Here is a 17,099-nt window from a genome sequence, read left to right as displayed (position 1 = left end):
AGCCTCGCAGGTCTGGGTCGGCCCGAGGCAAGTACGCCTGCCGACCGAGTCAAAAGTGATGGCGGCAGATTAGGCAGTCGCGAGCGCAGGAAAAAGCCGGGTGGTGGCAAAATACATTTGCCTTCAAGTCACGAATAGACATCTGATTATTGCAATACAATCTGCTCACTTTCCCCCGCACAGGCCATCGCCATGAGTGAGCAGTTCGCTTTCATCCTCAAAGCCAAGACCCGCCCTGAAAAGGCCGAAGCCTTCGAAACCCTGTTCCGCGCCTACGTCGAACCGAGCCGCCAGGAGCCCGGCTGCATCGAGTACCACATGCTGCGTGACAAGGAAGATCCGAGCCTGTTCGTGTTCTACGAGGTCTGGGCCGACAAGGCCGCCCTCGACCTGCACTCGGCGCTGCCGCACATGGCTGCGTTCTTCGAGAAGCGCATGGACTACCTGGAGCGCGACTTCGATATCCAGATGATCGAGATGCTCAGCCCGTCTTCCGCTAGCCGTTGATCAACAGGTGCCCGCCGAGCAGCGCCAGGCCGATGAAAAAGCAGCGCTTGAACAGCGCGGCGCTGATGCGCTGACGCAGCCAGGTGCCGGCGAACATGCCGAGCAGAGCAGGTACCAGCATCAGCAATGACGCGCCCAGGGCCGGGCCGTCGAGCGCATCCTGCCCGGCCAGGCCAAGCGCCAGGGCGAGGGTCGAGACCGTGAACGACAGCCCCATCGCCTGGACCAGCTCATCGCGATTCAGCCCCAGGCCCTGCAGGTAGGGCACACCGGGCATCACGAACACCCCGGTCGCTGCCGTCACCACCCCCGTCAGCAGGCCGCACAGCGGCCCCAACCACCACTCCCATTGCGGCGCGACCCGCAAACCCGGCCCCACCAGCCCATACAACGCATACACCAGCAGTGCCCCGCCGAGCGCATGCGCCGCCCATGGGCCGCTGTCGATGCCAAGCCACAGGCTACCCAGCAGCGTACCCACGACGATCATCACCAACATGCCGCCCAGGCGCTTGAGTAGCCCACGCAGGTGGCCACCAGAGGCGAGCTGCCACAGGTTGGTGAGAGTAGAAGGCACGATCAGCAACGCCGCTGCCTGCGCCGGAGGCATAGCCAGCCCGAGCAGGCCCATGGCGATGGTCGGCATTCCCAGACCGATCACACCCTTGACCGCACCGGCCAGGGCGAAGGTAAAAATAACCAGCAGCGAAAGCGCCAGCCCCATGTCTTGATACAACGCAGTAAAGGTATTCATAGCGCCATCCTGCACCCTCGGCGATGGGCTGAAAATCTGCCATATACTCAGCCAGACTCTTGCCAGGACAGAGGCACATGCATTTCGACCTGACCGACCTCAGCCTTTTCCGCCACACGCTCGAATGCGGCAACATCACCGCCGGTGCCCGCCGCAGCCATCTTTCGCTGCCTGCGGCCAGTGCGCGCATCCGCGCCATGGAAACCTCGCTGGGCATTGCCCTGCTCGAACGCAACCGGCGAGGGGTGCAGCCAACACCTGCGGGCCAGGCGCTGTTGCAGCATGCGCGGCTGATCGCCCAGCAGGTCGAGCGGTTGCAGTACGACCTTGGCCAATATGCCCAAGGCCAACAGGGGCAGGTGCGCCTGCTGTGCAATACCGCGGCGCTGACCGAATATCTGCCGGAGTTGCTGGCTGCATACCTGGTGGCGTTTCCGGGCGTCAGCGTCGATGTGCAGGAGCAACCGAGCCTGCGCATCGTGCAGGCGATCACCCAGGGGACTGCGGACCTGGGCATCATTTCCACGGCGGCACCGAGCGAGCACCTGCAGGTGCGGCCGTTTCGCGAAGACCCGCTGGTGCTGATCATGCCCCACGGGCATCCGCTGGCTGGGCTCTCGGCGCCACGTTTCGTCGACAGCCTCGTGCATGGCCATGTGGGGCTGGGTGCGGACAGCGCACTTGCCTTGCACCTCGAAGAACAGGCACTGCGCCTCGGGCGGCGCATGCAGGTACGGGTACGGGCCGAAGGTTTTGACGGTGTGATCCGCATGGTAGCCGGGGGTGCCGGGGTCGGCGTCGTGCCGTTGGCCTCGGTGAGACGCTGGGAGGGGGTGCTGCCCTTGCGCTGGGTGGCGCTGGAGGAAGACTGGGCCAATCGTCGGCTGCAGCTGTGCGCCCGGGATTTTGCCGGGTTGCCGGGGTATGCGGCGGCGCTGGTCGAGCGGCTTGGGCTTGAGGAGTGAGTTAGCCTGGGAGCGGCGGTTCGGCGCCCCGACTTGTCCCGCGAACAAGATAACGCGCTGCATGGCACCGGCTACGCCGGTGATCGCGGGACAAGCCCGCTCCCACAATTAACACCGCAGTATTCAGAAAGTTGCGGAGCTCTTGTAGGAGCAACGGTCTTGCTCAAAATCTAAAGACCAGCCCAATCCCTGTGGGAGCGGGCTTGTCCCGCGATCACCGGCGTAGCCGGTGCCATGCAACGCGTCGTCTGCCTCGCGGGACAAGTCGGGGCGCCGAACCCTCGCCCCCACAGGGCGAGCGGTTCTCCGTTGCGACTTGCCCGCGAAAAGGCCGGTACTGACTCAGCACACCCCGATCAGAACAACTTCACCGTATAGCTCAGGATCAACCGGTTCTCATCGATATCGGTCCGGTAGTTGGACCGCGCCATGACATTGCGAACCCGCACTCCCAGCCCGGCCAGCGGCCCGCTCTGCACCACATACGCCAGGTCCAGATCGCGCTCCCGGTCACGCCCTTCGAAGCCAAGCCCGGTGTCCACATCCCCGCCCTTCACATAGCGCAGAGTCGAGGTCAGGCCGGGAATGCCCAGGGCCACGAAGTTGTAGTCATGGCGCACCTGCCAGGAACGTTCCCCCGGCGCCGAGAACTCGTAGGTTGGCAGCGTGTTGCCCATCGGGTTGGTGTTGGCCCCGACCTGGATGAAGCCATCCTTGCCGCCGATCTGCTGGTAGCCCACATAGAAGGTATGCCCGCCAGTCTTGGCCGAGAACAGGCTGAACAAGGCATGGTTGTCGTAATCACCGGCAATCTTGCGACCGTCCTCGCGGGCGTCGAAGTACCCGGCATTGACACCCAGCGTCCAGTCGCCCACCGGCTCGGCGTGCTTGAAGCTGTAGAAGCGCTGCTGGTAGATATCCTCCAGTTGCGCCTGCCACACCCCGACGCTGGTGCGGTTGTCGTTGAAGGCATAGTCGGCGCCGACGTAGTTGAAGCGGTCGCTGGTGAAGCGCGCCAGCCTCGACGGGTTGATCGGGTCGTTGACCAGCGCGTACATCTTCTGGCTGTTGGACGAGTCGCGCAGGCTGGTGGAGCGGAACTGGCCGGCGTTCAAGGTCAACCCGGCGATCTCGCGGGACTCGAGCATCGCCCCCTGATACGTTGGCGGCAGCAGGCGCAAGTCGCTGAACAACAGCACTGGCAGGTTGGGCATCAGCTCACCGACCTTGAGCTCGGTCTGCGACACCTTGAACTTGATCGCCGCACCCAGGCGGCTGTACTCGTCCGCCGACTTGCCGCTGGCAAGGCTCGGCAGCAGGCCCGACTTCGAATGCTCCGGACTGCTGTCGAGCTTGAAGCCAAGCAGCCCGGTCACATCGAGGCCGACACCCACCGTCCCCTGTGTATAACCGGAGCTGGCATTGAGGATGAACCCCTGCGCCCACTCCTGGGTACGGGACTGGGTGCTGGCCCCCTTGATATCCGCATAGTCGCGGCTGAAGAAGTAATTGCGCGCCTGCAAGGTGGCGCGGGCGCCTTCGATGAAACCGCTGTCTTCGGCAGAGGCATCGAGGCACAGCGCTGCGGCGACGCAGCCACCGGCCAGTCGGGTGGCCGATGAAAAACGTTGGGAAATCTGTACGTGCATGGGGAGCGACTCCTGGATTCGGGCAACAGCGATCCACCGCGGCAGCCCAAAGGCCGCCGACGTGCGGATGGCGTGATGAAGGGATCAGGCGGGCGCCAGGCCCGCCGGGCTACCGTTGCGAGAAGCGATCGACCGCTAGCGGTTGACCAGCTTCGCGGGCAGCGCGATCACCAGGAAGCAGCTCAGGATCAGGCAGCCGGCGAACACCCACAATGCCGCGTGGGAGGTACCGGTGAGATCGGTCACGATGCCCATCAGCGAGTTGCTCACCAGGCCCGCGATATTGGCCAGCGAGCAAGCCAGGGCGAAACCGGTGGCCGCAGCGGTGCCCTTGAGGAAGGTCGCCGGCAGGCTGAAGAACACCGGCACCGCACCGATGATCGCCGCCGAGGCGATGGCGAACAGCGCCACGGTCATCACCAGGTTCTGGCTGAACAGAGTGCTGCTGGCCATGGCGATGGCGCCGATGATGAACGGCACGATGATGTGCCAGCGACGCTCGCGATGACGGTCGGAACTGGCGCCGATCATCAGCATGCCGAGGAGCGCGGCCAGGCTCGGAATCGCAGTGAGCAAGCCGATGTGGAAGGTGTCGCTGACGCCTGCATCGCGGATGAAAGTCGGCATCCAGAACCCCATGGCATAGGCACTGAGCAGGATCGAGAAATCGATGCCGCCGAGCATCCATACCTTCAGGTTGAAGAAGCCATCGCGGAAGCTGTGCTTGCTGCCCTTGCCCTCGGCATCGTCCGCAGCCAGGTCGCTGGCCAGTTGCGCCTTGTCATCGTCGGACAGCCATTTGGCCTGGTGGAAATTGTTCGGCAGGGCCCAGAAGGTCAGGATACCGAGCAGCACGCTGGGGATCGCCTCGAGCAGGAACAGCCACTGCCAGCCATGCAGGCCGTGGACCTGGTCGAAGTGCCCCATGATCCAGCCAGAGATCGGACCACCGATCACGCTCGACAGCGGCAAGCCGATCATGAACAGCGCGATGATGCGCCCACGCCGGTAGGTCGGATACCACATGGTCAGGTAGTACAGCACGCCCGGGAGGAAGCCCGCCTCGGCGGCCCCGAGCAGAAAACGCAGGATGTAGAACTGGGTGGTGGTGGACACGAACATGGTGCAGGCCGACAGCAGGCCCCAGGTGATCATGATCCGGGCAATCCAGAGCTTGGCACCGACGCGCTCCAGGATCAGGTTGCTCGGCACCTCGAAGATGATGTAGCCGACGAAGAACAGCCCGGCCCCCAGGCCGTAGGCTGCGGTACTGAACTGCAGGTCTTCGAGCATCTGCAGCTTGGCGAAGCCGACGTTGATGCGGTCCAGATAGGCCGCGAGATAGCAGAAGCACAGGAAGGGAATCAGCCTCCATGTGATCTTGCGGTAGAGCGCTTGTGTGCCCTGGTCGGTTGCACTGTGAACCGCGGTTGCATTCGCAATTGGCATTTCTTGTCTCCTGGCGGCGACTTTGTGGTTGTTTTTAGGCCAGCAGTTTTCGACGCTCCAAGAGCGCCGCACACTACAGGCGGCTGTCCAGGGCAGCGTCACAAGACCCCGAGTGCTCCTGCGGGGCGACCGTCCGCACAGCGGACGGCGATGGAGCGGGCGTTCCTGCACCGTTCCTCGATTGTTATGGGTACAAGGCGCCCGGTTCAGTCGGCCAGGCGCTTGAGTTGCTCCATGGCCTCCTGGCGGCTGACGACATCGCCGTACTTGCTGTCGATGTCGAACAGGTTCGCTTCGTGCGGATCCTCATGGCGATCGCCGACGCACTCGCGCACCACGATGGTCCGGAACCCGTGCTGCAGCGCATCCACCGCACTGGCGCGGATACAGCCGCTGGTGGAGCAGCCGGCCAGCACCACGGTGTCGACCCCTTGCGCATGCAGCAGCGGTGCAAGGCTGGTGCCGAAAAAGGCGCTCGCATACTGCTTGCTCAGCACCACTTCCTGCGCCAGTGGCATCACCGCCTCGCAGAACGCGGCCAGTGGATTGCCCTCGACCATGTCCTTCATCACCGGCGCCTTGCGTACCCACACGCCACCATCGGCAAAGTGCGGGGGCTGGTAGCGGATATTGGTGTGGACCACCAGAGTACCGCAGTCACGCGCCAGCGCCAGCAGGCCGCTGGCCTGCTCGACGGCCGACACCACGCCGGGGGCGTAGAGTGGCGCACCGGGGGTGGTATAGCCCTGCATGAAGTCGATCATCAGCAGGGCCGCCTTGCGGCCGAAGCCGATGCGCTGGCCCCACACGCCCTGGTAGTTGTCACGGGCGCTCTGTGCGTCGCTCATGTCCGTCTCCCGTTTCAGTAGGCGCCCGACAGCAGGGCACCAGCGCCCGGAACTACAGGCTCCAGGTCCAGTGCCTTGAGCATGGCGTAGGTGGTGGCGATGGCCGCGGTGACGACCGGCTTGCCGGTCTGTGCCTCGACCTTGGCCACGGCGGGTAGCGACTGCATCTGCACGCAGGCCGACAGCACCACCACATCGACGCCTTCCAGGTTCATGCCGGCGACGATGCCCGGCAGGTTGGCCGGATCATGGCGCGCCACGGCGAGGTTGTCGGGGATCTCCAGCGCACGCCAGTCCTGAACCTCGAAGCCCTCTTCACGGATGTAGTTCACCACCAGCTCGGTCAGCGGCTTCATGTAGGGCGCAACGATGGCGATGCGCTTGGCCTTCATGACGTGCAACGCCTCGACCAAGGCACCTGCACTGGTGATCACCGGCGCCAGCGCGTCGTTGTCGGCGGTGGCTTTCTGCAAGCGTTTCTCCGACTGGCGGTGATAGCCCAGCCCCATGGCCATGATCGCCACCAGGCACGCGTAGCCCAGCACGTCGACCTTGGCGTCGGACAACTCCACCGCGCAGCGGTCGGACTCGGCGTCCATCGCCGCCAGTTCTTCCTTCTTCACCTGCTTCATGCGCATGCGGCTGGAGTGGAAGGTGAAGCGCTCCGGGCGGATCGCCTGGCGCGCGGTGAGCATCGCCGGGATCTCGGTTTCCATGGTGGTGTTCGAACTCGGCACGATCTGGCCGATGCGATACAGCTTGGTCATGTCTCGTGCTCCTTCAGACGAGGGAATGGTCGAGGAAATCGCCGAAGGCGGCAAAGAAGCCTTCGAGATCGTCCCAGGGAATCATGTGGCCGGCGTTGTCGACCTGAACCACCTGGATGTCCGGCTTGAGCTCGCGGATCTCGGCGATGTCCTGCGCCTGGATCACACCGCCACGCCCGGCCACCATCAGCAGCGCCGGCTGGCGCACGGCAGGCAGGTCCTGATGGATATCCACCTCGTGGAAATCGTTGAAGGCCCGCACGATCGCCGGCTCGTGGCAGGTGTGCAGCCATTCGGCGCGCAGGGCCAGTTGCTCGTCGCTCCAGGTCGCGCAGAAGGCGCGCATGTCCTCGCCGGTCATGCCGATCGTGGCCTGACGGATCGAATCGACGTACCACGGCAGCTTGCTCGGGTACTCGCGCCGGCCCGGGCCGGAAACCGGCGGATCGATCAGCACCAGGCGCTGCAAACCCGGCGCGCCCTGGGCGGCAGCGCGAATGGCGAAGCGTGCGCCCATCGAATGACCGACCAGGTGATAACTGCCAAGCCCAAGCGCTGCGGCGAAGGCCGGAATGTCGGCGGCGCAGGCATCGGTGCCATAGTCCAGGCCAGGGCCGCTGGAGGACAAGCCACGCCCGCGCACGTCCAGCACATAGGTGTCGAAGTGCTGGCCGAGGCGCTCGGCGACGAACCCCCAGGTGATCGCCGGGCTGGTGATCCCCGGCACCACGATCAGCGCCGGCCCTTTGCCGCCGTAGCGCAGGTAGTGCTGGCGGATGCCGTTGGCGCTGACGTTGCCGCCGGCGACGAAGCTGCTCATGCCGCCTCCCCGCTTTTCAGTTCCTGGCCATAGAGGTCATAGCCGTAGACCCACGCCGGGTCTTCCTGGGTGTAGAGGAAGGTGTTGGCGTTGGACACCGACTGCACCCGCGAGGCGCGTTCCTTGCGGTTGGCTTCGTAGAGGGCGAAGGCGGTGCGGTGGTCGGACAGCCCGGTTTCCTGCAGGCAGCGGGTCAGCATTGCCGCGTCCTCGATGGCCATGCAGGCGCCCTGGGCCATGTGCGGCTTCATCGGATGGCAGGCATCGCCCAGCAGTACCAGACGGCCACGGCTCCACAGCGGCAGCGGGTTGCGGTTGCGCAGCGGCCACTTGGTGATGGACTCGGTGGCGTCGATCAGCTTGTGCACCGTCGAGTGGTAGCCCTCGAAGGCGGCGCGCATCTCTTCCTGGCTGCTGTCCACGAACGGGCCCTGGAAGTCCCAGGCCTCGTGCGGTACGCCGGTGACGAAGTAGTACTCGTCGCGTTTGCCGGTGGTGTAGTAGACCATCATGTGACGATCGTCGGTCCACCACTTCACGCAGTCCTCGAACACGTCTGCGTGCTGCTTGAGCTTGTCGCCGCGAATCAGCGCACGGTGAGCGACCCAACCGCTGTAGATCGGCGCTTCAGCGCCCAGCAGTTCCTCGCGGATCTTCGAGTGGATGCCATCGGCACCGATGACGATATCGGCCACGGTATGAGTGCCGTCGGCGAAGTCCAGGCGCACCTGGTCACCCTCGTCGACGATCTTTTCCAGGCGCTTGCCGAAATGCACGGTGCCCGGCTTGATCGCCTCGATCTGCAGCGCGTGCAGGTCGCCGCGGTGGATGGTGATGTACGAGGCGCCGTACTCGCGGCGAGCGAACTCGCCCAGCGGGATCCGCGCCAGGTAGTCGCCGGTCTTGCCGTCGCGGCTGAACCAGAAGTCCGGGTGCGAGCTGATCAGCTCCAGCTTCTGCTCAAGGCCCATGCGACGGAAGATCTTCATCACGTTGGGGCCGATGTGGATGCCCGCACCCAGGCGGGTGAACTCCGGCGCCTGCTCGAACACCTCGACGTCGAACCCGGCCTGCTGCAGCAACGTGGCGGCCGCCGCCCCACCCAGACCTGCACCGACGATTGCGATTTTCTGCCTACCCCGCATGGGTATGTCTCCTCTTGTTCTGATGTGTTGCCAGCGGTTCGGCCGCTCGACGATTTAGAGTGTATACGCTCTATTTTTTTAATTGGAAGAGGCAGTGCGAAATATTTTCAAGGACCGTGATCAATGGCGATAACGCGGCTATTGTTACCGCAAACATTGGAATATGTGTGAATAAGTAACGTTTGATCGCAACGCTTGCGCTAATCGACGGGATGCGCTTTCATCTGCGCAAATATGGTGTACACACTATTGTTTTGCACCGAGATGACGCGCCAGGCACTGCCGTGGTGCAGCCGCTCGACCCTTGAGTCCTGACCAGGAGACCCCCCATGCCGGTGAGCAATGCAGAGCTGACCCAGATGTTCGAACACGTGCTGAAACTGTCTCGGGTTGACGAAACCCAGAGCGTCGCCGTGCTCAAGAGCCACTACTCCGACCCGCGCACGGTCAACGCCGCGATGGAGGCCGCGCAGCGCCTGAAGGCCAAGGTCTATGCGGTGGAGTTGCCGTCGTTCAACCACCCCACGGCGATGGGCAACGACATGACCGCTTACTGCGGCGACACCGCGCTGACCGGCAACATCGCCGCCCAGCGGGCGCTGGAAGCGGCCGACCTGATCGTCGACACCATGATGCTGCTGCACTCTCCCGAGCAGGAGCAGATCCTCAAGACCGGAACGCGCATCCTGCTGGCGGTCGAACCCCCGGAAGTACTGGCGCGCATGCTGCCGAGCGAGGACGACAAGCGTCGCGTGCTGGCCTCCGAGACCCTGCTCAAGCAAGCGCGCAGCATGCACGTGCGTTCCAAGGCCGGCAGCGACTTCCACGCCCCGCTCGGCCAGTATCCGGCGGTCACCGAATACGGCTACGCCGACGAGCCGGGGCGCTGGGACCACTGGCCCAGTGGCTTCCTGTTCACCTGGCCGAACGAGGACAGCGCCGAAGGCACGCTGGTACTGGATGTCGGCGACATCATCCTGCCGTTCAAGAACTACTGCCGCGAGCGCATCACCCTGGAGATCGAGAAAGGCTTCATCACCGGTATCCACGGCGGCTTCGAAGCCGAATACCTGCGTGACTACATGAAGTACTTCAACGACCCCGAGGTGTACGGCATCTCCCACATCGGCTGGGGCCTGCAACCCCGCGCGCAATGGACCGCCATGGGCCTGCACGACCGCAACGACGGCATGTGCATGGACGCACGCGCCTTCTACGGCAACTTCCTGTTCTCCACCGGCCCAAACACCGAGGTCGGCGGCAAGCGCAAGACCCCGTGCCACCTGGATATCCCGCTGCGCAACTGCGATATCTACCTGGACGACCAGGCCGTGGTGCTGGCCGGCGAGGTGGTCGCGCCCGAGGAGTCCAAGGCGCGATAGGGGTTATACTGGCCCGGCGCTCCGCTTTCGGAGGCCGGCCAGCCAACCCACACAGCCCAAGCCATCACATGCCGAAGAAAACCGCCCCCGTTGCCACCCCGCTCGACACCACGCCCTATGACGTCACCGAACAGATCGGCCACCTGCTGCGCAAGGCGTACCAGCGGCATACGGCGATCTTCCAGCAGCAGGCGTGCGACCCACAGCTCACCTCGATCCAGTTCGTCACCCTGTGCGCCCTGCGCGACCACGGGCCCAGTTCCCAGGCCGAGCTGATCAAGGCCACGGCGGTGGACCAGGCGACCATCCGTGGCATCGTCGAGCGCCTCAAGGCGCGCGAACTGGTGCAACTGTCGCCAGACCCGGACGACCGGCGCAAGGTCATCGTCGAGCTCACCGAAAGCGGCTCGGCGCTGCTCGACGCGATGATTCCGTGCGCACGACAGATCAGCGAGCTGAGCATGGGCAGCCTCAATGCCGGGGAGCGGGTGGCGATCCTGTTCCTGTTACGCAAGATGATCGACAGCGACGAGTCGGCCGGCTAGCAACGCCTCCACTCCTCCCCCCTCAACGCCATCTCTGGCCTGCTTCTTGCTCACCATTTCATGTAGTGAGTACTTACCGAAAAAGCGCACCAATTGTGTTCTTTGGTAGCGCCCCAGAGATGAGCCAACAATGCAAACAACCATCTCCCTACGGATCAACGGTCAGCCTGTGGATGTCAGCGCCGACGCCGACACACCGCTGCTGCTGATCCTGCGCAACGACCTGTGCCTGAACGGCCCCAAGTACGGCTGCGGCCTGGGCGAGTGCGGGGCCTGCACGGTAATCATCGACGGGGTGGCCGCGCGCTCCTGCGTGATCCCCCTGGCCGGCGCCGAAGGCCGCGAGGTCACCACGCTCGAAGGTCTCGGTAACAAGGCCGCGCCGCACCCGGTGCAGCAGGCGTTCATCGACGAACAGGCGGCCCAGTGCGGCTACTGCATGAACGGCATGATCATGACCGCCAAGGCCCTGCTCGACCGTATCCCCAATCCCACCGACGAACAGATCCGCAACGAACTGTCCGGCAACCTCTGCCGCTGCGGCACCCACGTCGAAATCCTGCGCGCGGTGCGCCGCGCCGCCGGCCGCCAGGCCTGAGATCCGGAGAACCTCATGAATCACTCGCAACAGGTGCCTTCACGCGAGCAATTGCTGGCCAGCAGCGGCGTGCTGCTGATCGTCGACGAGATCACCCCACCCTCAGGGCCGGTCGCAAAGGGCGTGACACCGGTCATCAAGGACCGCGAACTGGCACTGTTCATCGCCGTCAGCGACGACGGCCTGGTTTATGCCTTCAATGGCCACGTCGACCTGGGTACCGGCATCCGCACCTCGCTGGCGCAAATCGTCGCCGAGGAGCTGGACCTGCGCATGGACCAGGTGCACATGGTGCTCGGCGACACCGAGCGTGCGCCGAACCAGGGCGCGACCATCGCCAGCGCCACCCTGCAGATTTCCGCCGTGCCCTTGCGCAAGGCCGCGGCCACGGCGCGACGCTTCCTGCTGCAGCAGGCCGCCCTTGAGCTGGGCTGCGCAGCCAATGCTTTGCGGATCGAAGAAGGCGCGGTGATCGCCGAAGACGGCCGTCGCCTACCCTTCGCCGACCTGGTGCGCGGACAAAACCAGCAATTGCGCATCGCCGACGACGCGCCGCTCAAGGCCGTCGAGGACTATCGCCTGGTCGGGCGCAGCGCCGCGCGGGTAGACATCCCCGGCAAGGCCACCGGCGAGCTGACCTACGTGCACGACATGCGCCTGCCCGACATGCTCCACGGCCGGGTGATCCGCCCGCCCTACGCCGGTCACGACAGTGGCGACTTCGTCGGCAACAGCCTGCTGGCGGTGGATGAAAGCTCCATCGCCCATGTGCCTGGCGTGGTCGCCGTGGTGGTGATCCGCGACTTCGTCGGCGTGGTGGCCGAGCGTGAGGAACAGGCGATCCGCGCCGCCCACGACCTCAAGCTGAGCTGGAAGCCGTTCACCGGCAAGCTGCCCGACCTCAGCGACGTCGCCCAGGCCATCCGCGACAACCCCAGGGTGCAGCGCACCGTACTGGACAAGGGCGAGGTCGACGCGGGCATCGCCAATGCCAGCCAGCGCCTGAGCCGCAGTTACCTGTGGCCCTACCAGCTGCATGGCTCGATCGGCCCGTCCTGTGCCCTGGCCGACTTCACCGAAGGCCAGATCCGCGTCTGGTCCGGCACCCAGAATCCACACCTGCTGCGCGCCGACCTCGCCTGGTTGCTGGAGTGTCCCGAAGCGCGCATCGAGATCATCCGCATGGAGGCGGCGGGCTGCTACGGCCGCAACTGCGCCGACGACGTGTGCGCCGACGCGGTGCTGCTGTCGCGTGCGGTCGGACGCCCGGTGCGGGTGCAACTGACCCGCGAGCAGGAGCATGTCTGGGAGCCCAAGGGCACCGCGCAACTGATGGAGATCGACGGCGGCCTGAACGCCGACGGCACGGTCGCCGCCTACGACTTCCAGACCAGCTACCCCTCCAACGGCGCCCCCACCCTCGCCCTGCTGCTGACCGGCGCGGTGGAACCGGTGCCGGCGCTGTTCGAAATGGGCGACCGCACCTCGATTCCGCCCTATGACTACGAACACATGCGCGTCACCATCAATGACATGACACCGCTGGTACGCGCCTCGTGGATGCGTGGCGTGTCGGCGATGCCCAACAGCTTCGCCCACGAGTCCTACATCGACGAACTGGCCTTCGCGGCAGGCGTCGACCCGGTCGAATACCGCCTGCGCCACCTTTCCGACCCGCGTGCCATCGATCTGGTCAAGGCCACCGCCGAACGCGCGCAGTGGCAGGCGCACACCCAGCCCATGCAGGCGCCCGCCGAGGGCGATGTGTTGCGCGGTCGCGGCTTTGCCTATGCGCGCTACATCCACAGCAAATTCCCGGGTTTCGGGGCGGCCTGGGCGGCCTGGGTCGCCGATGTGGCGGTGGACCGGCGCACCGGCGAGGTAGCCGTCACCCGTGTGGTGATCGGCCATGACGCGGGCATGATGGTCAACCCCGAGGGCGTGCGCCACCAGATCCACGGCAACGTGATCCAGTCCACCAGCCGCGTGCTCAAGGAACAGGTGCACTTCGAGGAGTCGACGGTGGCCAGCAAGGAATGGGGCGGCTACCCGATCCTCACCTTCCCGGAGCTGCCAGCCATCGACGTGATGATGCTGCCGCGCCAACACGAACCACCGATGGGCAGCGGCGAGTCGGCCTCGGTGCCGAGCGCGGCGGCCATCGCCAACGCGATCTTCGACGCCACCGGCATACGCTTTCGCGAGTTGCCGATTACGGCGGAACGGGTGCGTGCTGCGCTTGGCGGTAACGGCGAGGATTCGTCTGCGCCAGCACCGCCCGCGTCGAAACGCTCGAAGTGGTGGTTCGGCTCGATCGCCGGCGTGTTCGGTGCCGCCCTGGGCATGCTCGCCACGGCCCTGCCCTTTCGCACGGAAATCGCGCCGGTGACGCCTCCGGCGGCCGGCAGCTGGTCGGCGGCGATGCTCGAACGCGGGCGCCAGGTGGCGGCGGCCGGCGATTGCGCGGTGTGCCACACGGTCAGCGGCGGCAAGGTCAATGCCGGCGGCCTGGCGATGGAAACGCCGTTCGGCACGCTGTACAGCACCAACATCACGCCCGATCCGGAAACCGGCATCGGCCGCTGGTCATTCGCCGCCTTCGAGCGCGCCATGCGCGAGGGCATCAGCCGCGACGGCAGACATCTGTACCCGGCCTTTCCCTACACCTCGTTTCGCAATATCACCGACGGTGACATGCAGGCGCTGTACGCCTACCTGATGTCGCAGACACCGGTACGCCAGGAGGCGCCGGCCAACGACATGCGTTTCCCGTTCAACCAGCGCCCGCTGATGGCCGGCTGGAACGCGCTGTTCCTCAAGCGCGGCGAGTACCAGCCCGACCCACAGCGCAGTGCGCAGTGGAACCGCGGCGCCTACCTGGTCGACGGCCTCGGACACTGCACCGCCTGTCACTCGCCACGCAACCTGATGGGCGCGGAAAAAGCCGGCAAGAGCTACCTGGCCGGGGGCATGGTCGATGGTTGGGAGGCGCCAGCACTCAACGCCCTGGGCAAGTCGTCCACGCCCTGGAGCGAGAGCGAGTTGTTCACTTATCTGCGCACCGGTTTCTCCGACAAGCACGGTGTCGCCGCCGGGCCCATGGGGCCAGTGGTCAGCGAGCTGGCGACCTTGCCGGAGAGCGACGTGCGGGCCATTGCCCACTACCTGAGTTCACTGGACGGCGAGCCGCAGACGGTCGCGACCCAGGCTGCGCCTCAGGTCGATACGCAACTGTCCATCAGCAATGGCGAGCGGGTATTCAAAGGTGCGTGCATGGCCTGTCACAGCGATGGCCTGGGGCCGAAGCTGTTCGGTGTCAGCCCGTCGATGGCGGTCAACAGCAACGTGCACAGCGATGTGCCGGACAACCTGCTGCGCGTGATCTTGCACGGTATTCCAACGCCTGCGACCCGCGACCTGGGCTATATGCCCGGCTTCAGGGATAGCCTTTCGGACCGCCAGGTGGCGGACCTGGCCGCCTACCTGCGCCAGCATTTCGCCGCCGACAAACCGGCCTGGCAAGGGCTGGCGGCGAAGAGCGCGCAGGTACGCGCCAACCCCGGCAGCCACTGAGGCTAGCGGCGCAGGCCGCGCAGGGCGAGATCGCTGATGAAGTCCAGCCAGTCGGCCTTGGCCTGCTTGTCGGCGAGGTCCACGGCGAGGAACGAGCTGAGCGTATGGCGGTTGGAGTTATAGAAATAGCAGAGCGAGGCAATCATCAGGTAGGCGTGGGTGATGTCGATGTCATTGCGGAACAGGCCCTTGGCCTGCCCCGCCTCGATGATCGGCCGCAGCACGCCGACCGCCTCGCCGGACAGCGCCTGCAGGTTCTGCGATTTGCGCGCGTGCTGGCCCTGGTGAAGGTTTTCGGTGGCCAGGATGGTAACGAACTCGGGATGACGCACGTAGTAGTCCCAGATGAACGCCACCAGTTGGCGCAACGCGCTCTCGGGGTCGGAGAGGTCCAGGCGCAGCTTGGCCTCGGCCTGGTTGAAGCTGGCGTAGATATGCTCCAGCACGCTGATGAACAGCTTTTCCTTGTTGCCGAAGTAGTAATAGATCATCCGGTCGTTGGACTTGGCCAGCGTGGAGATCTGCTCGACGCGCCCGCCGGTGAAGCCCTCCTTGCTGAAGACCTTCACCGCGGCCTTGAGGATGTTGTCCTTGGTGCGGTCGGCCTGCTGGGCGCGAACACCGGTTTTGCGAGTCTGCATGTCGGTCCCTGTGGGGCTGGCCAGATAGCCAACACTGCCACAGACATGGGGTGGGGCGCCAACGATTGGAACGGGGTAACCGAACATGCAGCATGTCGACCGGCCCAGCAGATCGAACGCCTGCACAGGCCGATCGGGCTGGACCTGGGCAGCCAGTCGCCAGTGGAAATCGCCCGGCGGTAATGGCGGATGTGCTGCGGGTGTATCGCGGCAAGGCGCGGGATGCGTTGTAGCCGCAATGGCCACTTCAATAGGCAATCGACAACTCGCGCAGCGCCGCTGAAGCCAGAAAACCGGAACGCGAGGCATATCGACTATCGCGCTTCACCTTCTCGTCGATGCGCTGCAGCAGGTTCTCTGGCAGCGTCGCATTGAAACGCACCGCCTTGCCCAGGTAGGGCGTCACATCAAAATCAACTACTGCCCAGATACCACCGGCAAAATCCGGATTGGCCACGTGTACATCGATCTCCTGCGCCTGGGGTAAAGGCTCGTCATCGGCGACAAGGCCTTCAAAATGCAGCGCCAGTGCCTCCTGGACGTTATCGAGCGCCTGGGCAGCGGTGACGCCGGCAGAAAAACAACCAGGGACATCGGGTACGGTCACGCCGTAGTCGGAATCTATGTCCTTGTGCAAAACAACTGGAAATTTCATCGACTCATACATCTCCTTAACTTAAACCAGCCCCTAATACACACTACCCACACAATCCCTGACGAGCGGTGGCACGCTCTTTGAGGTGAAGGCTTTATCTGGTTCACATGTAGGACAAATGCACCTTGCCGCCCGCCAATCTCTTTCCCCACAATCCCCTCCACGCCGCACCACGACAGGGAACTCACCGTGCCATCCATCTATCAGCTCAAACCCCGCTTCCAGGCTCTGCTGCGCCCTTCGGTGCAGCGTCTCTACGATCGCGGCGTCACTGCCAACCAGGTCACCGTCGCCGCAGCGCTGGTGTCGGTGCTGCTGGGGCTGCTGCTCGCCTGGCTGCCCCACGTCACCTGGCTGTTCATCCTCGTCCCGGTGTGGATGCTGCTGCGCATGGCGCTCAATGCCGTCGACGGCATGCTCGCCCGTGAATTCGGCCAGCAATCGACCCTCGGTGCCTACCTCAACGAGCTGTGCGACGTGATCGCCGACGCGGCGCTGTACCTGCCCTTCGCGTTGCTGGTCGGGGTGTCGCCGGCACTGGTGGTGCTGGTGGTGTTGCTTGCCGTCATCAGTGAATACGCCGGGGTGATGGGCCCGCTGGCCGGTGCTTCGCGGCGTTACGACGGCCCGATGGGCAAGAGCGACCGCGCCTTTGCCTTCGGCGTACTGGGTACCGGCGTGGCCTTCGGCGTGCTGAATCCGACGTGGATCAACGGCCTGCTGCTGGTCATCCTGCTGCTCTCGCTCTATACCCTCTACAACCGGGTACGCCACGGGCTGGCCGAAACCCGCTGACCCCAT

General features: G+C 64.8%; 16 protein-coding genes. 7 read left to right on the top strand and 9 right to left on the bottom strand.

Annotated features, from left to right (window positions below; genetic code table 11):
* The first annotated feature begins 192 nt into the window (after window positions 1-192).
* Complete coding sequence (locus ACMGGG_RS01155; protein ID WP_054892647.1) at window positions 193-507, top strand: putative quinol monooxygenase; 315 nt, start codon at window positions 193-195, stop codon at window positions 505-507.
* On the opposite strand, the gene ACMGGG_RS01150 is transcribed toward ACMGGG_RS01155, so the two are convergent.
* Window positions 497-1,261 (bottom strand): sulfite exporter TauE/SafE family protein, encoded by a 765-nt coding sequence (locus ACMGGG_RS01150; RefSeq protein WP_414154742.1) that lies wholly within the window; start codon window positions 1,259-1,261, stop codon window positions 497-499. The two genes, ACMGGG_RS01155 and ACMGGG_RS01150, sit on opposite strands and share 11 nt — an antisense overlap.
* 77 nt (window positions 1,262-1,338) lie before the next feature.
* Between ACMGGG_RS01150 and ACMGGG_RS01145 the strand changes: the two genes are divergently transcribed.
* Window positions 1,339-2,226: a LysR family transcriptional regulator gene (locus ACMGGG_RS01145; RefSeq protein WP_414154741.1), complete on the top strand. Its 888-nt coding sequence runs from the start codon at window positions 1,339-1,341 to the stop codon at window positions 2,224-2,226.
* A 356-nt stretch (window positions 2,227-2,582) separates the two neighbouring features.
* Here the strand turns inward: ACMGGG_RS01145 and ACMGGG_RS01140 are convergent, their stop codons facing one another.
* The 6 genes from ACMGGG_RS01140 to nicC all read right to left on the bottom strand — a co-directional run bounded on the left by ACMGGG_RS01140 (window position 2,583) and on the right by nicC (window position 8,904).
* Window positions 2,583-3,875 (bottom strand): OprD family porin, encoded by a 1,293-nt coding sequence (locus ACMGGG_RS01140; RefSeq protein WP_063542690.1) that lies wholly within the window; start codon window positions 3,873-3,875, stop codon window positions 2,583-2,585.
* Window positions 3,876-4,010: 135 nt separating this feature from the next.
* Entirely contained in the window at window positions 4,011-5,324 is a 1,314-nt protein-coding gene (locus tag ACMGGG_RS01135) for an MFS transporter (protein WP_063542688.1), read from the bottom strand.
* Window positions 5,325-5,530: 206 nt separating this feature from the next.
* On the bottom strand, window positions 5,531-6,172 hold the full coding sequence (locus ACMGGG_RS01130) for an N-carbamoylsarcosine amidohydrolase (RefSeq protein ID WP_065861555.1): 642 nt from the start codon (window positions 6,170-6,172) through the stop codon (window positions 5,531-5,533).
* Between the two features lie 14 nt (window positions 6,173-6,186).
* On the bottom strand, window positions 6,187-6,939 hold the full coding sequence (locus ACMGGG_RS01125) for an Asp/Glu racemase (protein WP_054892653.1): 753 nt from the start codon (window positions 6,937-6,939) through the stop codon (window positions 6,187-6,189).
* A 13-nt stretch (window positions 6,940-6,952) separates the two neighbouring features.
* The gene (gene nicD, locus ACMGGG_RS01120; RefSeq protein ID WP_414154740.1) at window positions 6,953-7,759 is read right to left on the bottom strand and encodes an N-formylmaleamate deformylase; all 807 of its coding nucleotides are present in this window, start codon (window positions 7,757-7,759) and stop codon (window positions 6,953-6,955) included.
* Window positions 7,756-8,904 carry a 6-hydroxynicotinate 3-monooxygenase gene (gene nicC, locus ACMGGG_RS01115; protein WP_414154739.1) on the bottom strand — a complete coding sequence of 383 codons (1,149 nt, stop codon included), beginning with the start codon at window positions 8,902-8,904 and terminating at the stop codon, window positions 7,756-7,758. Before nicC ends, nicD begins: the two co-directional genes overlap by 4 nt.
* A gap of 329 nt (window positions 8,905-9,233) precedes the next feature.
* Here nicC and ACMGGG_RS01110 point away from each other — a divergent pair, with 329 nt between their 5' ends.
* The 4 genes from ACMGGG_RS01110 to ACMGGG_RS01095 all read left to right on the top strand — a co-directional run bounded on the left by ACMGGG_RS01110 (window position 9,234) and on the right by ACMGGG_RS01095 (window position 15,002).
* A complete protein-coding gene (locus ACMGGG_RS01110; RefSeq protein ID WP_414154738.1) occupies window positions 9,234-10,286 on the top strand; it encodes a 2,5-dihydroxypyridine 5,6-dioxygenase in 1,053 nt (350 codons plus the stop codon).
* Between the two features lie 68 nt (window positions 10,287-10,354).
* Complete coding sequence (locus ACMGGG_RS01105) at window positions 10,355-10,831, top strand: MarR family winged helix-turn-helix transcriptional regulator (RefSeq protein ID WP_063542678.1); 477 nt, start codon at window positions 10,355-10,357, stop codon at window positions 10,829-10,831.
* A 130-nt stretch (window positions 10,832-10,961) separates the two neighbouring features.
* Window positions 10,962-11,429 carry a (2Fe-2S)-binding protein gene (locus ACMGGG_RS01100; RefSeq protein ID WP_054892658.1) on the top strand — a complete coding sequence of 156 codons (468 nt, stop codon included), beginning with the start codon at window positions 10,962-10,964 and terminating at the stop codon, window positions 11,427-11,429.
* Between the two features lie 15 nt (window positions 11,430-11,444).
* Window positions 11,445-15,002 (top strand): molybdopterin cofactor-binding domain-containing protein, encoded by a 3,558-nt coding sequence (locus ACMGGG_RS01095; RefSeq protein ID WP_414154737.1) that lies wholly within the window; start codon window positions 11,445-11,447, stop codon window positions 15,000-15,002.
* 2 nt (window positions 15,003-15,004) lie between these two features.
* Here the strand turns inward: ACMGGG_RS01095 and ACMGGG_RS01090 are convergent, their stop codons facing one another.
* Entirely contained in the window at window positions 15,005-15,643 is a 639-nt protein-coding gene (locus tag ACMGGG_RS01090) for a TetR family transcriptional regulator (RefSeq protein WP_054892660.1), read from the bottom strand.
* Between the two features lie 247 nt (window positions 15,644-15,890).
* Window positions 15,891-16,298: a type II toxin-antitoxin system HicB family antitoxin gene (locus ACMGGG_RS01085; RefSeq protein ID WP_153774485.1), complete on the bottom strand. Its 408-nt coding sequence runs from the start codon at window positions 16,296-16,298 to the stop codon at window positions 15,891-15,893.
* Between the two features lie 189 nt (window positions 16,299-16,487).
* Between ACMGGG_RS01085 and ACMGGG_RS01080 the strand changes: the two genes are divergently transcribed.
* Window positions 16,488-17,093, top strand: coding sequence for a CDP-alcohol phosphatidyltransferase family protein (locus ACMGGG_RS01080; protein WP_054892662.1), 606 nt, complete (start codon window positions 16,488-16,490; stop codon window positions 17,091-17,093).
* Window positions 17,094-17,099 lie beyond the last annotated feature (6 nt).

This window comes from Pseudomonas sp. BNK-44-b, from assembly GCF_047456245.1.
Classification (GTDB): domain Bacteria; phylum Pseudomonadota; class Gammaproteobacteria; order Pseudomonadales; family Pseudomonadaceae; genus Aquipseudomonas; species Aquipseudomonas machongensis.
This window is presented reverse-complemented; position numbering and strand designations above follow the sequence as displayed.

What these genes read in the sequence shown, in the direction of transcription:
- ACMGGG_RS01155 (WP_054892647.1), top strand. Translation starts at nt 193, where the DNA reads ATGAGTGAGCAGTTCGCTTTCATCCTCAAAGCCAAGACCCGCCCTGAA.
- ACMGGG_RS01150 (WP_414154742.1), bottom strand. Translation starts at nt 1,261, where the DNA reads ATGAATACCTTTACTGCGTTGTATCAAGACATGGGGCTGGCGCTTTCG.
- ACMGGG_RS01145 (WP_414154741.1), top strand. Translation starts at nt 1,339, where the DNA reads ATGCATTTCGACCTGACCGACCTCAGCCTTTTCCGCCACACGCTCGAA.
- ACMGGG_RS01140 (WP_063542690.1), bottom strand. Translation starts at nt 3,875, where the DNA reads ATGCACGTACAGATTTCCCAACGTTTTTCATCGGCCACCCGACTGGCC.
- ACMGGG_RS01135 (WP_063542688.1), bottom strand. Translation starts at nt 5,324, where the DNA reads ATGCCAATTGCGAATGCAACCGCGGTTCACAGTGCAACCGACCAGGGC.
- ACMGGG_RS01130 (WP_065861555.1), bottom strand. Translation starts at nt 6,172, where the DNA reads ATGAGCGACGCACAGAGCGCCCGTGACAACTACCAGGGCGTGTGGGGC.
- ACMGGG_RS01125 (WP_054892653.1), bottom strand. Translation starts at nt 6,939, where the DNA reads ATGACCAAGCTGTATCGCATCGGCCAGATCGTGCCGAGTTCGAACACC.
- nicD (WP_414154740.1), bottom strand. Translation starts at nt 7,759, where the DNA reads ATGAGCAGCTTCGTCGCCGGCGGCAACGTCAGCGCCAACGGCATCCGC.
- nicC (WP_414154739.1), bottom strand. Translation starts at nt 8,904, where the DNA reads ATGCGGGGTAGGCAGAAAATCGCAATCGTCGGTGCAGGTCTGGGTGGG.
- ACMGGG_RS01110 (WP_414154738.1), top strand. Translation starts at nt 9,234, where the DNA reads ATGCCGGTGAGCAATGCAGAGCTGACCCAGATGTTCGAACACGTGCTG.
- ACMGGG_RS01105 (WP_063542678.1), top strand. Translation starts at nt 10,355, where the DNA reads ATGCCGAAGAAAACCGCCCCCGTTGCCACCCCGCTCGACACCACGCCC.
- ACMGGG_RS01100 (WP_054892658.1), top strand. Translation starts at nt 10,962, where the DNA reads ATGCAAACAACCATCTCCCTACGGATCAACGGTCAGCCTGTGGATGTC.
- ACMGGG_RS01095 (WP_414154737.1), top strand. Translation starts at nt 11,445, where the DNA reads ATGAATCACTCGCAACAGGTGCCTTCACGCGAGCAATTGCTGGCCAGC.
- ACMGGG_RS01090 (WP_054892660.1), bottom strand. Translation starts at nt 15,643, where the DNA reads ATGCAGACTCGCAAAACCGGTGTTCGCGCCCAGCAGGCCGACCGCACC.
- ACMGGG_RS01085 (WP_153774485.1), bottom strand. Translation starts at nt 16,298, where the DNA reads ATGAAATTTCCAGTTGTTTTGCACAAGGACATAGATTCCGACTACGGC.